Here is a 16657-nt window from a genome sequence, read left to right as displayed (position 1 = left end):
TTGTGGGATTGCTTGCCTGCGGTCAAGCATTTCGACGACGGGTCTACGGGACTGGCGCAATCGATGGCTCGGGCGGGACACCGTGGGCGGTCTGTTGCGCAACCGGACGACGGCCGCACCCGCGGGCGCCCGGCCCAGCCACGCCCCGGGCTCGCCCCGATGCTCAACCGCCCACCACCGGGCCGCCATCCGGGCAACAACCCCCACCCGAACCAGGCAGACCGCCCCACCGCGCCCCGAAAACACAGCGCCGCACCGAGATCCGCCGCACCGCGACCACCACCGCGCCCTGAATCCACAACGCCGTGCGGCGGGCCCGACGTCCGGGCCGAGGCCCCGTGCCCCGCACCCAACGGCCCCGCACCCAACGCTCCGCGCCCGATGCCCCGTGTCCAACGGCCCCGTGTCTTACGGATCCCTGACGCCGGGGCACGGGCGGTCCCGTCGGCGCCGTGCCGCTCCTACGATCCCCCGCATGCCCACGACCACCGGATCCTCGTACCTCGGCAGGGTCGTCCTCGTCGCGGCCGCGCCCCTGCTGCTCGCCGCTGTCGGCCTCGTGCACCCGCAGGCACTCACCCGGGACAGCGCGGTGCACTGGGCCACTCTGCACATCTGGCTGCTGCCCGTGTTCCCGCTGCTGGCGCTCGGCGTGGTCGTGCCGCTGCGGGGGCGGCGTCCGGGAAGGGACGCCGATGGGCTGGCCACGGTCCTCGCCTGGGCCGGGGCCTTCGGCTACGCCGCCTTCTACACCGGTCTGGACGCGGTCGCCGGCATCGCGGCCGGGACGGTCCGGGAGCATGCGGGGCCGCATCCCGCAGGTGTCGTCCATCCGCTCTACCGGACCGGCGACGCGCTCGGTGCCGCGGGTGCGTACGCGCTCGGCGTCGCCGTCGTCGCCGCGTCCCTCGCCCTGTTCCTCCGCCACGGGGCACGCGTGCTGCCCGCCACCGCCGTCCTGCTCGTCTGCTGCTGGTCGTTCACCGACAGCCACATCTTCTGGCCGCGCGGCGTCGTCACGATGCTGGGCTTCGCGCTCGGGTTCGCATGGCTGGTGGCGGTCGCGGTACGCAATCCGAGACCGGACCGCAATCTCCGGCATCCGGACGATCAGGCAGAATCGGGCCCATGACGAGCCCCGACGACTCCACCTCCCCCGAGCCCGCGCCCGCGCAGGAGGAGCCGCAGTACGCCGACCGCATCTATCGCTCGCCCGCCGGGATGGCCGGGGGCGCGCTGATGCTGGCTCTCATCGGCTGGCTCGGCATCGACGCACTGGTCCACGGTGAGGGCCGTACGCCGTGGCTGGCGCTGGCCGGGCTGCTGTTCGTCGTGCCGCTGGTGTCGGCGTACACGGTGCGGCCGGCGGTCTTCGCGGGCACCCGCATGCTCCGCGTGCGCAACCCGCTCCGCACCGTCTCGCTGCCCTGGGCCTCGGTGGAGGACGTACGGGCGTCGTTCACCAGCGAGGTCTTCGCGGGCGGACGGAAGTACCAGCTCTGGGCGATCCCGGTCTCCCTGCGGGCGCGCAAGAAGGCGGTGCGTCACGCGGACCGCGCCGCGGCCCAGGACACATACGGCGCAGAGGCGCAGTCCGAGGGGCGGAGGGCGCCGGTCGACGAGGCCATGGACGAACTGCGCGAACTCGCCGAGCGGCACGCCGCGGACGAAGCCGCGCAGGGCGAGCCGGTGGGGCGCTGGGCGTACGAGGTCATCGCGCCGGCCGTGGCCGGCGCGATCCTGCTGGCGATCCTCCTCGCCACCGGCTGACCGGTGCCCGGGCCGCCTCCGTCGGCGGGGGCTCAGGAGGGTGCGTCCAGCAGCCGCACGGGGTGCATGCCGTCGACCATCCCCATGAACGGCGGGTGGATGCTGTAGCCGAGCATGCGGCGGATGTCCTCCGACACCGCTCGTACGGTCTCCCGGCCCGTGGAGAGGGTGAACGATTCCTGTGGCCGCAGCCAGGGCTGGCAGTACTGCGCGGTGACCGCGAGACGGGAGCGGGCCGAACGGTTGGCCCCGCCGCCGTGCCACAGCGTCCCGACGAAGAACACGCAGGAGCCCGGCGGCATCACGGCGGCCACCCGCGGGTCGTCCTCCGCGGGTCTGCGGTCGTCGCCCCAGCGGTGGCTGCCCGGCAGGACGACCGTGGCTCCGTTCTCCTCGGTGAACGCGTCGATGGACCACACCGTCGCGGCACCGAGCGGCGGACGGGGCCGCGGCACCGGGTACATCAGATCGTCGGGATGCAGGAGTTGGGCGTCCTCGCCGGGATTGATGTCGATCACCTGGAGCTGGGAGAGCAGGTAGTTGGGAAGGAACAGCCGGTCCAGCAGGGCCAGGACGCGGGGGTGGTCGACGAGCCGGTCGCAGGCGCGGGTCTTGTTCAGCACGCTGTAGACGCGCTGGGTGCGGTGGCCCTCGAAGGTGTTGCGGCCGCGCCGGTCCAGCAGCGGCGTCACCGCGGCCCTGACGTCCTCGCACGCGGCCGCGTCGAGGAGACCTTCCAGGACCACGTACCCGTCGCGTTCGACGGCCGCGAGGTCGGCGTCCACGACAGCGGGGTCGACGGCCGAACCGCCGCCCTCCGTGGTCCGGTGACGCCGTGCCAGATCCGTGGCCAGAGCGTCGACCGAGGCGATGGTGCCCACGGCGCCGGCGGCAGAGGCAGCACCGGCGCTACCGGCAGCAACGGCAGCACCGCCCGCTCCGGCGGCATCGGCGCGGGCGTCGTCGTCGAGCGGCTCGTTCGGGGCGAGGGGCATGTCGGGGCCCTTCTGCGAGGAGGGTCGGGTTACGAGGAGGGCGCGAGCGGGCCGCCGGAGAGGCCGACGGCGCCGGAGACGAAGGACCGGATCGCGTCCGTCACGGTGCCCGCGGGCGGCCGCGGGGTACGGGTGAGCGCGACCGAGACCAGGGAGTTCGTCCCGCCGAGCACGGCGGCGGCCAGGAACTCCGGGTCACGGCCTGCGGGGAGTTCACCCGCGCGTTGGGCATGAGCGATGTTGCGGGCGCCCAGCTCGATCAGGGCGTCGAGCCGGGCGGCGTGCGACGCGGCCACCTCGGCCTCGCCGACCAGCCCGCCGAGCACGAGCGGTGCCAGCGGCTCGTCGTACAGGAACGTCACCCAGTCGCGGATGCGCTGTTCCTCCCGCTCGGCCCAGGTCGGAGCGGCGTACTCGCGCAGGGCGCAGGCCTCCCCGAGGCGCTGGTGGAAGGCGTCGAGAACGGCGATGAGCAGGCCGCTGCGGGTGCCGAAATAGCGGTACGGAAGGCCGGTGCTCACCCCTGCCCGCCGCGCCACGGCCGCGACCTCCAGGGCGCCGGTCTCGCTCAGCTCCTCCGCGGCTGCCCGGAGCAGCCGCTCCCGTGCCGCCGCGCTGCGGGGTGTGTCGGATGGGCTCACTCAGCCGATCTAAGTTGAGTTCAACTCAACAGTCAAGAGGGCCGCTCCCGCGTAACCGCTCCCACGTATCCGATCCCGCGTATCCCTTTGTCCGCGGGCAGGGCGTGCCCATCGGACAGACCACCGCCCCCCGTCGTCCGCCGCGGTGCGGGCGGGACGGAGGGCGGCGCAGGCGAACCAGGTCGGCAATGCCGGATAGGGAGATGCGGCGTCGGATGCCGGGCCCCGTTGTCAGATACCGGCTGCCGTCGCCACGTCCCTCTTCAGCTCGGCCAGGACCGAACGGGCCGTGGCCCGCGCCCTGTCCAGGGCGTCCTGACCGCCCACCGGAACCACGACCTCCAGGTAGCACTTGAGCTTCGGCTCGGTGCCGCTCGGGCGGACGATCACCCGCGCGCCCTCCACGCCCCGGTCGTCGTCCCCGGCCAACCGGTACCGCAGGCCGTCCGTCGGCGGCAGCCGGTCCGTGCCCTTGGAGAGGTCCTCGCCCGAGGTGACGGTCAGTCCGGCGAGGGAGGCCGGGGGCTGCTCACGCAGCCGCTCCATCGCCGCCCCGATCCGCGCGAGATCCTCGACCCGTACGGAGAGCTGGTCCGTGGCGTGCAGCCCGTACTCGACGGCGATGTCGTCGAGCAGGTCGAGCAACGTGCGGTCGGCCTGCTTGAGTTCGGCGGTCAGCTCGGCGACGAGCAGCGCGGCCGAGATGCCGTCCTTGTCGCGGACACCGACGGGGTCGACGCAGTAGCCGAGCGCCTCCTCGTACGCGTAGCGCAGCCCGTCGACCCGGGCCAGCCACTTGAACCCGGTCAGCGTCTCCTCGTACGGGACCTCGGCCGCGGCCGCGATCCGGGAGAGCAGGGAGGAGGAGACGATCGTCGTCGCGAACGTGCCACGTGCCCGCTTGTGCACGAGGTGGGTGGCGAGCAGAGCCCCCACCTCGTCGCCGCGCAGCATCCGCCAGCCCGCCTCGGCGGAGGCGTCCGGCACGGCGACGGCGCAGCGGTCCGCGTCCGGGTCGTTGGCGATGACGATGTCCGGGCGCTCGGAGCGTGCGGTGGCGAACGCGAGGTCCATCGCGCCCGGCTCCTCCGGGTTGGGGAAGGCGACGGTCGGGAACGCCGGGTCCGGGTCGGCCTGCTCGGCCACGACGACGGGGGCGGGAAAGCCCGCGCGGGTGAAGGCGGCGACGAAGGTGTCGCGGCCGACGCCGTGCAGAGGCGTGTAGACCACGCGGACATCGCGCGGTGTGCCCTCGGTCATCGCCGCGTCCGTACGGGCCACGTACGCGTCCACGATCTCGTCGCCCAGCGTCTCCCAGCCCGTGTCGGGCCGCGGTACGTCGTGCAGGCTGCCGACGGCCGCGATCTCCGCGGCGATCCCGTCGTCCGCGGGCGGCACGATCTGCGAGCCGTCGCCGAGGTAGACCTTGTAGCCGTTGTCGCGCGGCGGGTTGTGGCTGGCGGTGACGGCCACGCCGGCGACCGCGCCCAAGTGCCGTACGGCGAAGGCGAGCACGGGGGTGGGCAGCGGGTACGGCAGCAGCGCGGCCCGCAGTCCGGCACCGGTCATCACGGCGGCGGTGTCCCGTGCGAAGTCGGCGCTCTTGTAGCGGGCGTCGTAGCCGATCACGACCAGGCCGGGCCCGTCGCCACCCGTCGCGGCCCCCTTGGTGCGGAGGTACGCGGCGAGGCCCGCGGCGGCACGGATGACCACGGCCCGGTTCATCCGCATGGGACCCGCGCCGAGTTCGCCGCGGAGTCCGGCGGTGCCGAACTGCAGGGTGCCGGCGAACCGGTCGGCCAGTTCGGCGAGCGCCTTCGTCTCCACGTCGTCCTCGACGTCGGAGGGGTCCACGCTCTCGAGCAGCCTGACCAGTTCGTCGCGGGTCTCCGGGTCCGGGTCCTCGGCCAGCCAGGCGCGGGCCCGGCCCATCAGCTCCGCTGTGTCGCGTGCCACTGCCACGGTGATGCGCTCCTGTGTCGGATTTCGCGGGTGCCGGATGTGTACCCGGCCCCCGGGGAGGAATCTCGGTACGGCTCAGATCCGTCCGAGGACCTGCGCCAGCAGGCTGCCCATGCGAGCCGCGGAGTCGCGCCCGGCCTGGAGCACCTCTTCGTGGTTGAGCGGTTCACCGGTCATGCCGGCCGCGAGGTTGGTGACCAGTGAGATGCCCAGGACCTCGGCGCCGGACTCGCGGGCCGCGATGGCCTCCAGGACGGTGGACATGCCGACCAGGTCCGCGCCCATGACCCGGAGCATGTTGATCTCGGCCGGGGTCTCGTAGTGCGGGCCGGGGAGCTGCGCGTAGACGCCCTCTTCGAGAGAGCTGTCGATCTCCTTGCAGAGCGCGCGCAGGCGCGGGGAGTAGAGGTCGGTGAGGTCGACGAAGTTGGCGCCGACGATGGGGGACGTGCTCGTGAGGTTGAGGTGGTCGCTGATGAGGACGGGCTGTCCGGGGCGCATGCCCGGGCGCAGGCCGCCGCAGCCGTTGGTCAGCACGACGGTCTTGCAGCCGGCGGCGACGGCGGTCCGTACGCCGTGCGCGACCGCGGCGACGCCGAGGCCCTCGTAATAGTGGGTGCGGCCGAGGAAGACCAGGGCGCGCTTCTCGCCGATCCGGTACGAGCGCACCTTTCCTGCGTGGCCCTCGACGATGGGCGGCGGGAAGCCCGGCAGGTCGGTGACCGGGAACTCGTGCTCGGGCGCCCCGAGGGCCTCGGCGGCGGGGACCCAGCCGGAGCCCATGACGAGCGCGACGTCATGGGTGTCGGCACCGGTGAGTTCCCGCAGGCGGGCGGCGGCTGCATCGGCGTCGGGGGCGCCGGGGATGTCCGAAGAAACAGATGCGTTCACGCGCACGAGCGTAGCCGCTAAACGCCTACGCGCGTAGACGTACTCCGGACAGTGGACACCCCGACTCTGGCGGAAACCGGTTTCCGCCCTGGGGCGCAAGGGGTGCGGGGGGTGCGGCGCAAGGTGCGCACAGGGTGTGACGCAAGTGTCGAACGCAGCCCGGAGGCGTGTGTGTCCGGTCCGGATGCCGGGCTGCGGGTCCGGATGCCGAGATCCGTGGGCCGCCCTCGGCGGCATCGGGGGAGCGGCGTCAGCAGGGCCGCTTGCGGAGCCCCATCACATAGTCGTGCGGTGCGCCCGACGATTCCGCCGCATCGGCGATCTCGCCGAGGTAGCGCGCCGACGGCAGCCCGCCCTCGTAGCCGTTGAGCACGTACGTCCACGCGGTCGAGTCGCCGTCCAGCGTGTGCACCCGCACCCGTGTGCGCCGGTAGATGGACAGTCCGACGCCCTCCCAGCGGTCCATGGAGTCCTCGTCCATGGGCGCGATGTCGTAGAGCGCGACGAAGACCTGGGAGGCCGGTGCCTCGACGATCGTCGCGAGCGCGCCTTCCCAGCCCATCTGTTCGCCGCCGAACGTCAGTCGCCAGCCGGAGAGCCAGCCCGTGCCGCGAAGCGGCGAGTGGGGTGCGCGGCGGGACATCAGCCGCGCGTCGAGGTTGCCGGCGTACGCGGCGTAGAGCGACATGTTTCGAGAGTACGGGAGTGGCTCCGGGGTTTCCCGGGGTGCCCGGTCGTACGGATGACGCGCTGGGCCGCGGCGCGCACAACGCGCCCGTGCCGTCCGGCCGTACGGCGAACCGATCGCCCGCCCCTCGACCGGTCACGACCCCGCCCCCGCGTCCCGCGCCCGAACACCCGTCGGAGCGTGATCGCCAAGCCGTCCGAACGTCTTTCGAGCCCCCACTGAGTGGCTCCGGGAGCCGTGCGGGACAATGGAGCATGTGACTCGGATCGTGATCATCGGTGGCGGACCCGGCGGCTACGAAGCAGCGCTGGTGGGTGCACAGCTCGGCGCAGAGGTGACCGTCGTCGACCGCGACGGTCTGGGCGGTGCGTCGGTCCTCACCGACTGCGTCCCGTCGAAGACCCTGATCGCCACGGCCGAGGTGATGACCAGCTTCGACTCCTCCCACGAGGAGCTGGGGATCATCGTCGCGGACGACACCCCGTACGTGGACACGCCCGCGCGCATCGTCGGCGTCGACCTCGGCAAGGTCAACCGCCGCGTCAAGCGTCTCGCGCTCGCCCAGTCCCACGACATCACCGCCTCCGTGACCCGCGCCGGCGGACGCGTCATGCGGGGCCGCGGTCGGCTGGAGCCGGCCCAGGCGCCCGACGGGTCGCGGCAGGTGACCGTGACGGCCGACGACGGATCCCAGGAGACGCTGACCGCCGACGCCGTCCTCATCGCGACCGGCGCGAACCCGCGCGAGATCCCGGACGCCCTGCCCGACGGCGAGCGGATCCTCAACTGGAAGCAGGTCTACGACCTCGAGGAGCTTCCCGAAGAGCTGATCGTGGTCGGCTCGGGTGTGACCGGTGCCGAGTTCGCCGGCGCGTACCAGGCGCTCGGCACGAAGGTCACCCTGGTCTCCAGCCGCGACCGGGTGCTGCCCGGCGAGGACCCGGACGCCGCGGCCGTACTGGAGGACGTCTTCCGGCGGCGCGGCATGAATGTGATGGCCCGCTCCCGCGCCCAGTCCGCCAAGCGCGTCGGCGACCGGGTCGAGGTCACGCTCTCCGACGGCCGTGTCATCGGCGCGTCGCACTGCCTCATGGCGGTCGGCTCGATCCCCAACTCGGCCGACATGGGCCTGGAGGAGTCCGGCGTCCGCCTCAAGGAGTCCGGGCACATCTGGACCGACGGGGTCTCCCGTACGAGCGCGCCCGGCGTTTACGCGGCCGGTGACTGCACCGGCATCCTGCCGCTGGCGTCCGTCGCGGCGATGCAGGGCCGCATCGCGATGTACCACTTCCTGGGCAGCGCGGTCGCACCGCTGGACCTCAAGACCGTCTCGGCGAACGTCTTCACCGACCCCGAGATCGCCACGGTCGGCTACTCGCAGGCGGACGTGGACAGCGGCCTGATCGACGCCCGCGTCGTGAAGCTGCCGCTGCTGCGCAACCCGCGCGCGAAGATGCAGGGCATCCGGGACGGCTTCGTGAAGATCTTCTGCCGTCCGGGCACCGGCATCATCGTGGGCGGCGTCGTCGTCTCGCCGCGCGCGAGCGAGCTGATCCACTCGATGGCGATCGCCGTCGACAACAACCTGACGGTGGAGCAGATCGCCAACACCTTCACGGTGTACCCCTCGCTGTCCGGCTCGATCGCCGAAACCGCGCGGCAATTGCACACCCGTAAGACACAGCGCGAAGCCTGACCCGCTCTATACCATTCCGCGCCCCTTGTTGCGGCCAACTTCTGCCATTCGGCGCAAACTGCTGAAACAAGACGGTCGTTGGCGTTACTGTCAGTTTCGTGTTCGCTGCAGAACGTCGCCAATTGATCCTCGAAATGGTGCGAGCGAACGGAGCCGTGTCGCTCCGTGAGCTCGCCCGCGTCGTCCAGACCTCAGAAGTGACCGTACGGCGAGACGTGCGCGCGCTGGAGGCAGAAGGACTGCTGGACCGCCGCCACGGCGGTGCGGTGCTGCCGGGCGGTTTCACCAGGGAGTCCGGCTTCCCGCAGAAATCCCATCTAGCGACCGCCGAGAAGACGGCGATCGCCGACCTCGCGGCCGGACTCGTCGAAGAGGGCGAGGCCATCGTCGTCGGTGCGGGGACGACCACGCAGGAGCTGGCCCGCCGGCTCGCGCGGGTTCCGGGCCTGACGGTGGTCACCAACTCGCTGCTGGTCGCCCAGGCCCTCGCCCACGCCAACCGGGTCGAGGTCGTCATGACCGGTGGCACGCTGCGCGGTTCCAACTACGCCCTGGTGGGCAGCGGAGCCGAGCAGTCCCTTCAGGGGCTGCGGGTCTCCCGGGCCTTCCTGTCCGGAAGCGGACTGACCGCCGAGCGCGGGCTGTCCACGTCCAACATGCTGTCGGCAAGCGTCGACCGGGCACTCGTCCAGGCCGCGGGCGAGGTCGTCGTCCTCGCGGACCACACGAAGCTGGGCGCCGACACCATGTTCCAGACGGTGCCCACCGATGTGATCACGCGGCTGGTCACCGACGAGCCGCCGCTCCACGACGACCGCGCCGCCACCGAGTTGCAGGCCCTCGCAGACCAGGGCGTGCAGATCGCGGTCGCGGGCCCGGGCTCGGGGGCTCAGGGCCAGGGCAGCTCCGAGGGGAACGGTCCGGTGGCGCGCAGCCCGCGTCGTATGGGCCCGCCCGGCGCGAAGAACGCCGAGGAGCTGCCGTTGCCGGGGCAGCGGAGGAACCATCCGCCGGGACACGGCGGCCCTCAACTGCGCAGTGCGGGCGGCCTGGCGGATCAGCAGGCCGCGATGAGCAACGGCAGGGTCGCGGACCTCTCGCCGCGGCGCAGATAGCCTGCCCGCGCCTCACCCGCGGACCGGCCCGGCGGGTCGGGGGACCAGCCGGGCCGGGCCGGGCGCGTCGTGCGGTGGCGGTGGGAGACCCAACCGTCCCGCGGGCAGGGGCAGGGGCAAGCGCCGGGCGTGAGGTGCGGACGCCCGTCGGGCGCGCGCGTGCCGCTCGGCCCGCGGTTCGTACAGCCCCGGGCTCAACCGGTCGTCTCGCCCGCCCCTTTGAGCCCGGTGAGCGTCAGCGCCAGCAGCCGGTCCGCCAGCTCCGGATCACCCGGGCTCTCCTCGACGGCCAGGGCGATGGCATTGGTGAGCTGCATCAGATCGCCGATCTCGACGCCCGGCCGCACCGCGCCGGCCTGTTGGGCCCGCACGAGCAGCGCGCTGCCCGCCTCGCCCATCGGCACACTGCACCGCGACAGGGCCGAATGCGCGTCGTGCGAGGCGCTCATCAGCGCCCGCGCCAGGCCGCGATACGTACTGGCGTGCGCGATGATCGCCCGCAGCCACTCCACCAGCGCGGTGCACGGCTGCTCGGCCCCCAGCAACTCCCGCGAACGCGCCAGCAGTCCGTCGACCTCTCCCTGGAAGACGGCGCACATGAGGGCGTACCGGTTCGGGAAGTGGCGGTAGAGGGTCCCGATGCCGACGCCGGCGCGCTTGGCGATGTCCTCGAGCGACGCGTCCGTGCCGTGCTCGGTGAAGGCCGTTCGCGCCTCGGTGAGAAGCCGCTCATAGTTCCGCCGCGCGTCAGCCCGCATGGGGCGTAGGGGCGGTTGCTCCGGGTCCCGGGGCTCCCGCTCGGCCACGCGTCCGGTCTCCGTCGCCATCGCCCGTCCTCCGTCCCGTCCTTGCCCGGCCAGCCGTTGCGTCCAGCATGCCACCGCCATCCGGAGGACGCCTCCGAGCAGCTCCGAACGGGTACGGCGACCACACACCACCCGGGCCGGGCACTCGGCAGCCCGCACGGGCCGGGCACTCGGCAGCCCGCACGGGCCGGGCACTCGGCAGCCCTCATGGGCCGGGCACTCGGCAACCCACACGAGGGGACGGCCCACGACACGGCAGCGGGGCCCCAGCGTCGAAACGGTGGGGCCCCGCGGTACTCACGGTCGGGAAGGCCGTTGCAGCGGCCGGCCGTCAGTCCTTGATCTCGCAGATGACCGCGCCCGAGGAGATGCCGGCGCCGACCTCGGCCGTCAGGCCCTTGATCGTGCCGGAGCGGTGGGCGTTCAGCGGCTGCTCCATCTTCATGGCCTCGAGGACGACGACGAGGTCGCCCTCCTTGACCTCCTGGCCGTCCTCGACGGCGACCTTGACGATGGTGCCCTGCATCGGGGAGGCCAGGGCGTCGCCGGAGGCGGCGGAGCCCGCCTTCTTGGACGCCTTGCGCTTGGGCTTCTTGGTGCCCGTGGCGGCCGGCGCCGCGGAGACGCCCAGCGAGGACGGCAGGGAGACCTCAAGACGCTTGCCGCCGACCTCGACGACCACGGTCTCGCGGGTCTCTCCCTCCGCCTCCTCCGACTCGGGGGCGGCGAAGGGCTTGATCTCGTTGACGAACTCGGTCTCGATCCACCGGGTGTGGACCGTAAACGGTCCGGAGGAGCCGGTCAGTTCGGGGGCGAACGCCGAGTCCTCGACCACTGCGCGGTGGAAGGGGATCGCCGTGGCCATGCCCTCCACCTGGAACTCGGCCAGGGCCCGGGCGGCGCGCTGCAGGGCCTGCTGCCGGGTGGCGCCGGTGATGATCAGCTTCGCCAGCAGGGAGTCCCAGGCCGGGCCGATGACCGAGCCGGACTCCACGCCCGCGTCCAGGCGGACGCCGGGGCCCGCGGGTGCGCTGAAGAGGGCGACGGTTCCGGGAGCGGGCAGGAAGTTGCGGCCCGGGTCCTCGCCGTTGATGCGGAACTCGAAGGAGTGGCCGCGCACCGGCGGGTCGGTGTAGCCGAGTTCCTCGCCGTCGGCGATGCGGAACATCTCGCGGACGAGGTCGATGCCCGTGACCTCCTCGGTCACCGGGTGCTCGACCTGGAGACGGGTGTTGACCTCCAGGAAGGAGATCGTGCCGTCCGTGCCGACGAGGAACTCCACGGTGCCCGCGCCGACGTAGCCCGCCTCCTTGAGGATGGCTTTGGACGCGGCGTACAGCTCGTCGTTCTGAGCCTGGCTCAGGTACGGGGCGGGGGCTTCCTCGACGAGTTTCTGGTGGCGGCGCTGGAGTGAGCAGTCGCGGGTGGAGACCACGACGACGTTGCCGTGCTGGTCGGCCAGGCACTGGGTTTCCACGTGCCGCGGCTTGTCCAGGTAGCGCTCGACGAAGCATTCTCCGCGGCCGAAGGCGGCGACCGCCTCGCGGACGGCGGAGTCGTAGAGCTCGGGGACCTCTTCGAGGGTGCGGGCGACCTTCAGGCCGCGTCCGCCGCCGCCGAAGGCGGCTTTGATGGCGATGGGCAGGCCGTGCTGCTCGGCGAAGGCCACGACCTCCTCCGCGCCGTTGACCGGGTCCGGGGTGCCGGCCACGAGCGGGGCGCCGGCGCGCTGGGCGATGTGGCGGGCGGCGACCTTGTCGCCGAGGTCGCGGATGGCCTGCGGCGGGGGGCCGATCCAGATCAGGCCCGCGTCCAGGACCGCCTGGGCGAACTCGGCGTTCTCCGAGAGGAATCCGTACCCGGGGTGGACGGCGTCGGCACCCGAATCGGCGGCGGCCTGGAGGACTTTGGCGATGTCCAGGTAGCTGGTGGCGGGGGTGTCACCACCCAGCGCGTAGGCCTCGTCGGCCGCGCGGACGTGCAGAGCGTCCCGGTCCGGGTCGGCGTAGACGGCTACGCTCGCGATCCCGGCGTCCCGACAGGCTCGGGCAACGCGGACAGCGATTTCGCCACGGTTGGCGATGAGCACCTTGCGCACGATGGCTCCCTCCTTGAAACAAGGCGAGTTTAGGGACTACCGACACGGCCTGCCGAGCCGCACTCGGGGGTGACCTTGCCCACACAGAGCGTCATCCGGGTGCGGAGGGAGTGCCGAAATTCCTTGTCGTCCCACGGTACGCCCGGAAGTCTCAAGGAATTCTCGCGATCTGGTGTGGTCAAGATCTCTGTCGGTCGAACCAGCCGCGAGGAGGCTTCCTTTGTGGGATCCCTACCAACGCCGGGCGGAATCTTTGCTGAACGGATCCGTCCTGCCGGGTGATGCGCGCCCGGAGCCTGCAGAACCCTTGTTTTAGCGGATTACCGGTTAGTAGCGTGACTAGTCTCTGTCCGAACTGGCGGTAACGACGTGAAGTGGGGTGGGTGGGGGGTGGCTCGGAGACCCGTGGCCGCGGTGGCGGCTGTGCTGTTGTTCCTGGAAGCAGCCGGCATCGTCCTGGTCAACATGATCCTCGGGATATCCGTGGACCGGCAGAAGATGTCGCTGGGCGGGCTCGATCCGGACGCCATGAGCCTCTCCACCTGGATCATGGGTGGCGTCTTCGGTCTCTATCTGGCGGCGTGCGCGGTCGTGCTGGTCCGCTGCGCGCTCACCGGCCGCGCCCCCGGGCGCTTCGCCCGCATCCTGCTCATCACCTGCGCGGTGGTGCACGGCGTGCTCGGTGCGCTCACCGTCGGGCTGGTCGGCTGGGCCGCGTTCGCCTTCATGATGGTCGTCTTCGGGCTGATCGTGCTGACGCTGGTCGCCTTCCCGGCCGAGCGTCGCGAAGCCCCGGCGGCGCCCCCGGCCCCGGCCGAGTCCTAGGCCCGCCCCCGCGTCCGTACGTTCGCCACCGCGTCCGCAGGCCCGTACGCGGATGGGTGCGCCGGCCCGCCGAGAAGTTCCGTACGCCTCCGCCCACCGGGAAGCGGGGGCCGCGGGCGGGGGCGAACGGACGGTCCTACGCCCAGAGTTCCGTGATCCCCGTGCCCACGTCCGCGAGCAGCCGCCGCAGCAGCGGCAGCGACAGCCCGATGACATTGCCCGGGTCCCCGTCGATGCCGTCGATGAACGGCGCGGACCGCCCGTCGAGGGTGAACGCGCCCGCCACGTGCAGCGGTTCGCCGCTCGCGACGTACTCCGCGATCTCCGCGTCCGTCGGCTCCCCGAAGCGGACCGTCGTCGAGGCGGTGGCGGAGGTCCGCCGTTCCGTCGCCGTGTCGATCACGCAGTGCCCGGTGCGCAGGATGCCCGAACGCCCGCGCATCGACTTCCACCGCGCCGTCGCGTCCTCGGCGTCGGTCGGCTTCCCGTACGCCTGGCCGTCGAGTTCCAGCACCGAGTCGCAGCCGACGACGAGCGCGCCCGCGGCCTCGGGCCGTGCGGCCACCGCGGCGGCCTTGGCCTCGGCCAGCAGCCGGGCCAACTCCTCCGGGGAGTCCGCGCTGATCGCGTCCTCGTCCACCCCGCTGACGACGACATCGGGCGCGAGGCCCGCCTGACGCAGCAGCCCGAGGCGGGCGGGGGAGGCGGAGGCGAGGACGAGGTGACGCCGGGCGGAGGCGGAATGCTCGGTCATGGGGCCCAGGGTATCGGGGGCCTCCTTGCCGTACGCCCGAGAGGGCCGCTCCCGTTCGCGGGCCCGGACCTCGACCGCAACGACCCTGATGCGCCCCGCGGTCAGCGGCCGAGCACGATGATCATCACGACCAGGGCGACGACCGCCAGCACCCATCCCGCACGGCGGAGCATGGCCTCCGTGTCGCGCAGTTCCTGCGGCGTCTCGTCGGGGGGGTCGGACCAGAGCATGCTTTCGATACTCCGGCGGAAACGGGCGTGCCGCCTGAGTACGCGTACTCAGGCGGCACGGTCCTGAGGGACCAATCCGCTCGTCCGGGCCCGGCGTCAGGCGGTCCGGGTCACCTGGGCCAGCTCGAACTGCGCCATGCCTTCGGGCCCGGCTGCGGCAGCGCGCGCCGCGGCACGGTCCGCTCCTTGTCGGCCCACTCGTCGAGATCGTCCTGCGCCGCGAGGGCGGCGCCCGCCGCCGCGGCGCGCGCCTGGACCACCGCAAGGGCGGCGGCCAGCTCCTCGGGGGTGGGGTTGCCCCGTACGACCTTGTACATGCGCGGCCTCCTCGATGGTCCTCGCGGCTCTGATACCCGGGCAGCCCCCGCTTTAGAGCGGGATGTTGCCGTGCTTCTTCGGCGGCAGCGACTCGCGCTTGTTCCGCAGAGTGCGCAGGCCCCGGACGATGTGGCGCCGGGTCTCGGACGGCATGATCACCGCGTCGACGTAGCCGCGCTCGGCGGCGACGTACGGATTGAGGAGCGCGTCCTCGTACTCGGCGATCAGGCGCGCCCGGACCTCCTCGGCCTGCTCGGGCGTCTCGGCGGCGGCGATCGTGCGGCGGTGCAGGATGTTGACCGCGCCCTGCGCGCCCATGACCGCGATCTGCGCCGTCGGCCAGGCGAGGTTGAGGTCGGCGCCGAGGTGCTTGGAGCCCATGACGTCGTACGCGCCGCCGAACGCCTTGCGGGTGATGACCGTGATGAGCGGGACGGTCGCCTCCGCGTACGCGTAGATCAGCTTGGCCCCGCGCCGGATGATGCCGTTGAACTCCTGCTCGGTGCCGGGCAGGAAGCCGGGCACGTCCACGAAGGTCAGGACGGGGACGTTGAAGGCGTCGCAGGTGCGCACGAAGCGCGCGGCCTTCTCCGAGGCGGCGATGTCCAGACAGCCGGCGAACTGCATCGGCTGGTTGGCGACGATGCCCACGGGGTGGCCCTCGACGCGGCCGAAGCCGGTGACGATGTTCGGTGCGAACATCGCCTGCGTCTCCAGGAACTCGTGGTCGTCCAGGACGTGTTCGATGAGCCGGTGCATGTCGTACGGCTGGTTCGCCGAGTCCGGGATGATCGCGTCCAGCTCGAGATCCTCGTCGCCCGTCTCGAGGTTGGCCTCCTCGGGGAAGACCGGGGGCTCGCTCAGGTTGTTGGACGGCAGGTAGGACAGCAGCGACTTGATGTACTCGATGGCGTCCTTCTCGTCGCCCGCCATGTGGTGCGCCACACCGGAAGTGGTGTTGTGGGTGCGGGCGCCGCCGAGCTCCTCGAAGCCCACGTCCTCACCGGTGACGGTCTTGATGACGTCCGGTCCTGTGATGAACATGTGCGAGGTCTTGTCGACCATGACCGTGAAGTCGGTGATCGCGGGGGAGTAGACGGCCCCGCCCGCACACGGGCCGACGACCAGGCTGATCTGCGGGATGACACCGGAGGCGTGGGTGTTGCGCCGGAAGATCTCGCCGTAGAGGCCGAGCGCGCTGACCCCTTCCTGGATACGGGCGCCACCGGAGTCGTTGATGCCGATCACCGGGCAGCCGTTCTTCAGCGCGAAGTCCATCACCTTGACGATCTTCTCGCCGTAGACCTCGCCGAGGGCGCCGCCGAAGACCGTGAAGTCCTGGGAGAAGACGGCCACCGGGCGTCCGTCGACCGTGCCGTAACCGGTGACGACGCCGTCGCCGTACGGGCGGGTGGCGTCCAGGCCGAAGTTGGTGGAGCGGTGCCGGGCGAACTCGTCGAGCTCGACGAACGAGCCCTCGTCGAGCAGGAGGTCCACGCGCTCACGGGCCGTCAGCTTGCCCTTGGCGTGCTGCTTCTCTACCGCGCGCTGCGACCCGGCATGCGTCGCCTCCTCGATCCGCCGCTTCAGATCCGCGATCTTCCCCGCGGTCGTCTGGGCGCTTCGGTTGTTCTCTGCGGCGAATTCCGGCTCGGACATCGGGATGCGGCTCCTGCTCGTCCTGGAAGTGCTGGGTGGGCTACCTGCTGGATGGGCTACCGACTCGTAGCGTATCGGCGACGCTGCGCTATGGCAGTGCGGCGTTGGCCACACCTCCCGCCCTTCGCAAGGCCCAGGTCAAAGTGGTACGGGGGGTGCCGGCCGGGTCCCGGGCCCTCCCGTACGGGCGCCGGGTGATCTTGGCGCCC

16 protein-coding genes are annotated in these 16657 nt (G+C 72.0%); 5 read left to right on the top strand and 11 right to left on the bottom strand.

The features are described from left to right. The first annotated feature begins 475 nt into the window (after positions 1-475). The gene (locus ACGFNH_RS11910; protein WP_393652897.1) at positions 476-1132 is read left to right on the top strand and encodes a hypothetical protein; all 657 of its coding nucleotides are present in this window, start codon (positions 476-478) and stop codon (positions 1130-1132) included. Beyond that, positions 1129-1770, top strand: coding sequence for a PH domain-containing protein (locus tag ACGFNH_RS11905; RefSeq protein WP_393652896.1), 642 nt, complete (start codon positions 1129-1131; stop codon positions 1768-1770). Before ACGFNH_RS11910 ends, ACGFNH_RS11905 begins: the two co-directional genes overlap by 4 nt. Positions 1771-1802: 32 nt before the next feature. On the opposite strand, the gene ACGFNH_RS11900 is transcribed toward ACGFNH_RS11905, so the two are convergent. The 5 genes from ACGFNH_RS11900 to ACGFNH_RS11880 all read right to left on the bottom strand — a co-directional run bounded on the left by ACGFNH_RS11900 (position 1803) and on the right by ACGFNH_RS11880 (position 6947). Further along, the gene (locus tag ACGFNH_RS11900; RefSeq protein ID WP_393652895.1) at positions 1803-2765 is read right to left on the bottom strand and encodes a phytanoyl-CoA dioxygenase family protein; all 963 of its coding nucleotides are present in this window, start codon (positions 2763-2765) and stop codon (positions 1803-1805) included. Between the two features lie 29 nt (positions 2766-2794). Further along, positions 2795-3406: a TetR/AcrR family transcriptional regulator gene (locus ACGFNH_RS11895; protein WP_393652894.1), complete on the bottom strand. Its 612-nt coding sequence runs from the start codon at positions 3404-3406 to the stop codon at positions 2795-2797. Between the two features lie 231 nt (positions 3407-3637). Beyond that, on the bottom strand, positions 3638-5338 hold the full coding sequence (locus tag ACGFNH_RS11890; RefSeq protein ID WP_393652945.1) for a phospho-sugar mutase: 1701 nt from the start codon (positions 5336-5338) through the stop codon (positions 3638-3640). A 105-nt stretch (positions 5339-5443) separates the two neighbouring features. After that, entirely contained in the window at positions 5444-6259 is an 816-nt protein-coding gene (locus tag ACGFNH_RS11885) for a purine-nucleoside phosphorylase (RefSeq protein ID WP_393652893.1), read from the bottom strand. 250 nt (positions 6260-6509) lie between these two features. Next, a complete protein-coding gene (locus ACGFNH_RS11880) occupies positions 6510-6947 on the bottom strand; it encodes a gamma-glutamylcyclotransferase (RefSeq protein ID WP_393652892.1) in 438 nt (145 codons plus the stop codon). Between the two features lie 247 nt (positions 6948-7194). On the opposite strand from ACGFNH_RS11880, the gene ACGFNH_RS11875 reads away from it, so the two are divergent. Next, positions 7195-8643 carry an NAD(P)H-quinone dehydrogenase gene (locus ACGFNH_RS11875; RefSeq protein WP_393652891.1) on the top strand — a complete coding sequence of 483 codons (1449 nt, stop codon included), beginning with the start codon at positions 7195-7197 and terminating at the stop codon, positions 8641-8643. Between the two features lie 98 nt (positions 8644-8741). After that, positions 8742-9758 carry a DeoR/GlpR family DNA-binding transcription regulator gene (locus tag ACGFNH_RS11870; protein WP_393652890.1) on the top strand — a complete coding sequence of 339 codons (1017 nt, stop codon included), beginning with the start codon at positions 8742-8744 and terminating at the stop codon, positions 9756-9758. Positions 9759-9952: 194 nt separating this feature from the next. On the opposite strand, the gene ACGFNH_RS11865 is transcribed toward ACGFNH_RS11870, so the two are convergent. After that, the gene (locus tag ACGFNH_RS11865) at positions 9953-10516 is read right to left on the bottom strand and encodes a TetR/AcrR family transcriptional regulator (RefSeq protein ID WP_393652944.1); all 564 of its coding nucleotides are present in this window, start codon (positions 10514-10516) and stop codon (positions 9953-9955) included. A gap of 379 nt (positions 10517-10895) precedes the next feature. Beyond that, the gene (locus ACGFNH_RS11860) at positions 10896-12662 is read right to left on the bottom strand and encodes an acetyl/propionyl/methylcrotonyl-CoA carboxylase subunit alpha (RefSeq protein WP_393652889.1); all 1767 of its coding nucleotides are present in this window, start codon (positions 12660-12662) and stop codon (positions 10896-10898) included. A gap of 390 nt (positions 12663-13052) precedes the next feature. Here ACGFNH_RS11860 and ACGFNH_RS11855 point away from each other — a divergent pair, with 390 nt between their 5' ends. After that, a complete protein-coding gene (locus ACGFNH_RS11855; protein ID WP_393652888.1) occupies positions 13053-13487 on the top strand; it encodes a hypothetical protein in 435 nt (144 codons plus the stop codon). Positions 13488-13623: 136 nt separating this feature from the next. Here the strand turns inward: ACGFNH_RS11855 and ACGFNH_RS11850 are convergent, their stop codons facing one another. The 4 genes from ACGFNH_RS11850 to ACGFNH_RS11835 all read right to left on the bottom strand — a co-directional run bounded on the left by ACGFNH_RS11850 (position 13624) and on the right by ACGFNH_RS11835 (position 16448). Continuing rightward, the gene (locus tag ACGFNH_RS11850; protein ID WP_393652887.1) at positions 13624-14241 is read right to left on the bottom strand and encodes a nucleoside triphosphate pyrophosphatase; all 618 of its coding nucleotides are present in this window, start codon (positions 14239-14241) and stop codon (positions 13624-13626) included. Positions 14242-14342: 101 nt separating this feature from the next. Next, complete coding sequence (mmpB, locus tag ACGFNH_RS11845) at positions 14343-14471, bottom strand: morphogenic membrane protein MmpB (RefSeq protein ID WP_393652886.1); 129 nt, start codon at positions 14469-14471, stop codon at positions 14343-14345. Between the two features lie 110 nt (positions 14472-14581). Continuing rightward, entirely contained in the window at positions 14582-14788 is a 207-nt protein-coding gene (locus ACGFNH_RS11840; protein WP_393652885.1) for an acyl-CoA carboxylase epsilon subunit, read from the bottom strand. Between the two features lie 52 nt (positions 14789-14840). After that, complete coding sequence (locus ACGFNH_RS11835) at positions 14841-16448, bottom strand: acyl-CoA carboxylase subunit beta (RefSeq protein WP_393652884.1); 1608 nt, start codon at positions 16446-16448, stop codon at positions 14841-14843. Positions 16449-16657 lie beyond the last annotated feature (209 nt).

It is taken from the genome of Streptomyces sp. NPDC048639 (genome assembly GCF_043199075.1).
In the GTDB taxonomy this organism is placed as follows: Bacteria; Actinomycetota; Actinomycetes; order Streptomycetales; family Streptomycetaceae; genus Streptomyces.
The sequence above is the reverse complement of the archived record's forward strand: the minus strand, read 5'-3'. Positions and strand labels throughout refer to the sequence as shown.

What these genes read in the sequence shown, in the direction of transcription:
- ACGFNH_RS11910 (WP_393652897.1), top strand. Translation starts at nt 476, where the DNA reads ATGCCCACGACCACCGGATCCTCGTACCTCGGCAGGGTCGTCCTCGTC.
- ACGFNH_RS11905 (WP_393652896.1), top strand. Translation starts at nt 1,129, where the DNA reads ATGACGAGCCCCGACGACTCCACCTCCCCCGAGCCCGCGCCCGCGCAG.
- ACGFNH_RS11900 (WP_393652895.1), bottom strand. Translation starts at nt 2,765, where the DNA reads ATGCCCCTCGCCCCGAACGAGCCGCTCGACGACGACGCCCGCGCCGAT.
- ACGFNH_RS11890 (WP_393652945.1), bottom strand. Translation starts at nt 5,338, where the DNA reads ATGGGCCGGGCCCGCGCCTGGCTGGCCGAGGACCCGGACCCGGAGACC.
- ACGFNH_RS11880 (WP_393652892.1), bottom strand. Translation starts at nt 6,947, where the DNA reads ATGTCGCTCTACGCCGCGTACGCCGGCAACCTCGACGCGCGGCTGATG.
- ACGFNH_RS11875 (WP_393652891.1), top strand. Translation starts at nt 7,195, where the DNA reads ATGGAGCATGTGACTCGGATCGTGATCATCGGTGGCGGACCCGGCGGC.
- ACGFNH_RS11865 (WP_393652944.1), bottom strand. Translation starts at nt 10,516, where the DNA reads ATGCGGGCTGACGCGCGGCGGAACTATGAGCGGCTTCTCACCGAGGCG.
- ACGFNH_RS11850 (WP_393652887.1), bottom strand. Translation starts at nt 14,241, where the DNA reads ATGACCGAGCATTCCGCCTCCGCCCGGCGTCACCTCGTCCTCGCCTCC.
- mmpB (WP_393652886.1), bottom strand. Translation starts at nt 14,471, where the DNA reads ATGCTCTGGTCCGACCCCCCCGACGAGACGCCGCAGGAACTGCGCGAC.
- ACGFNH_RS11840 (WP_393652885.1), bottom strand. Translation starts at nt 14,788, where the DNA reads ATGTACAAGGTCGTACGGGGCAACCCCACCCCCGAGGAGCTGGCCGCC.
- ACGFNH_RS11835 (WP_393652884.1), bottom strand. Translation starts at nt 16,448, where the DNA reads ATGTCCGAGCCGGAATTCGCCGCAGAGAACAACCGAAGCGCCCAGACG.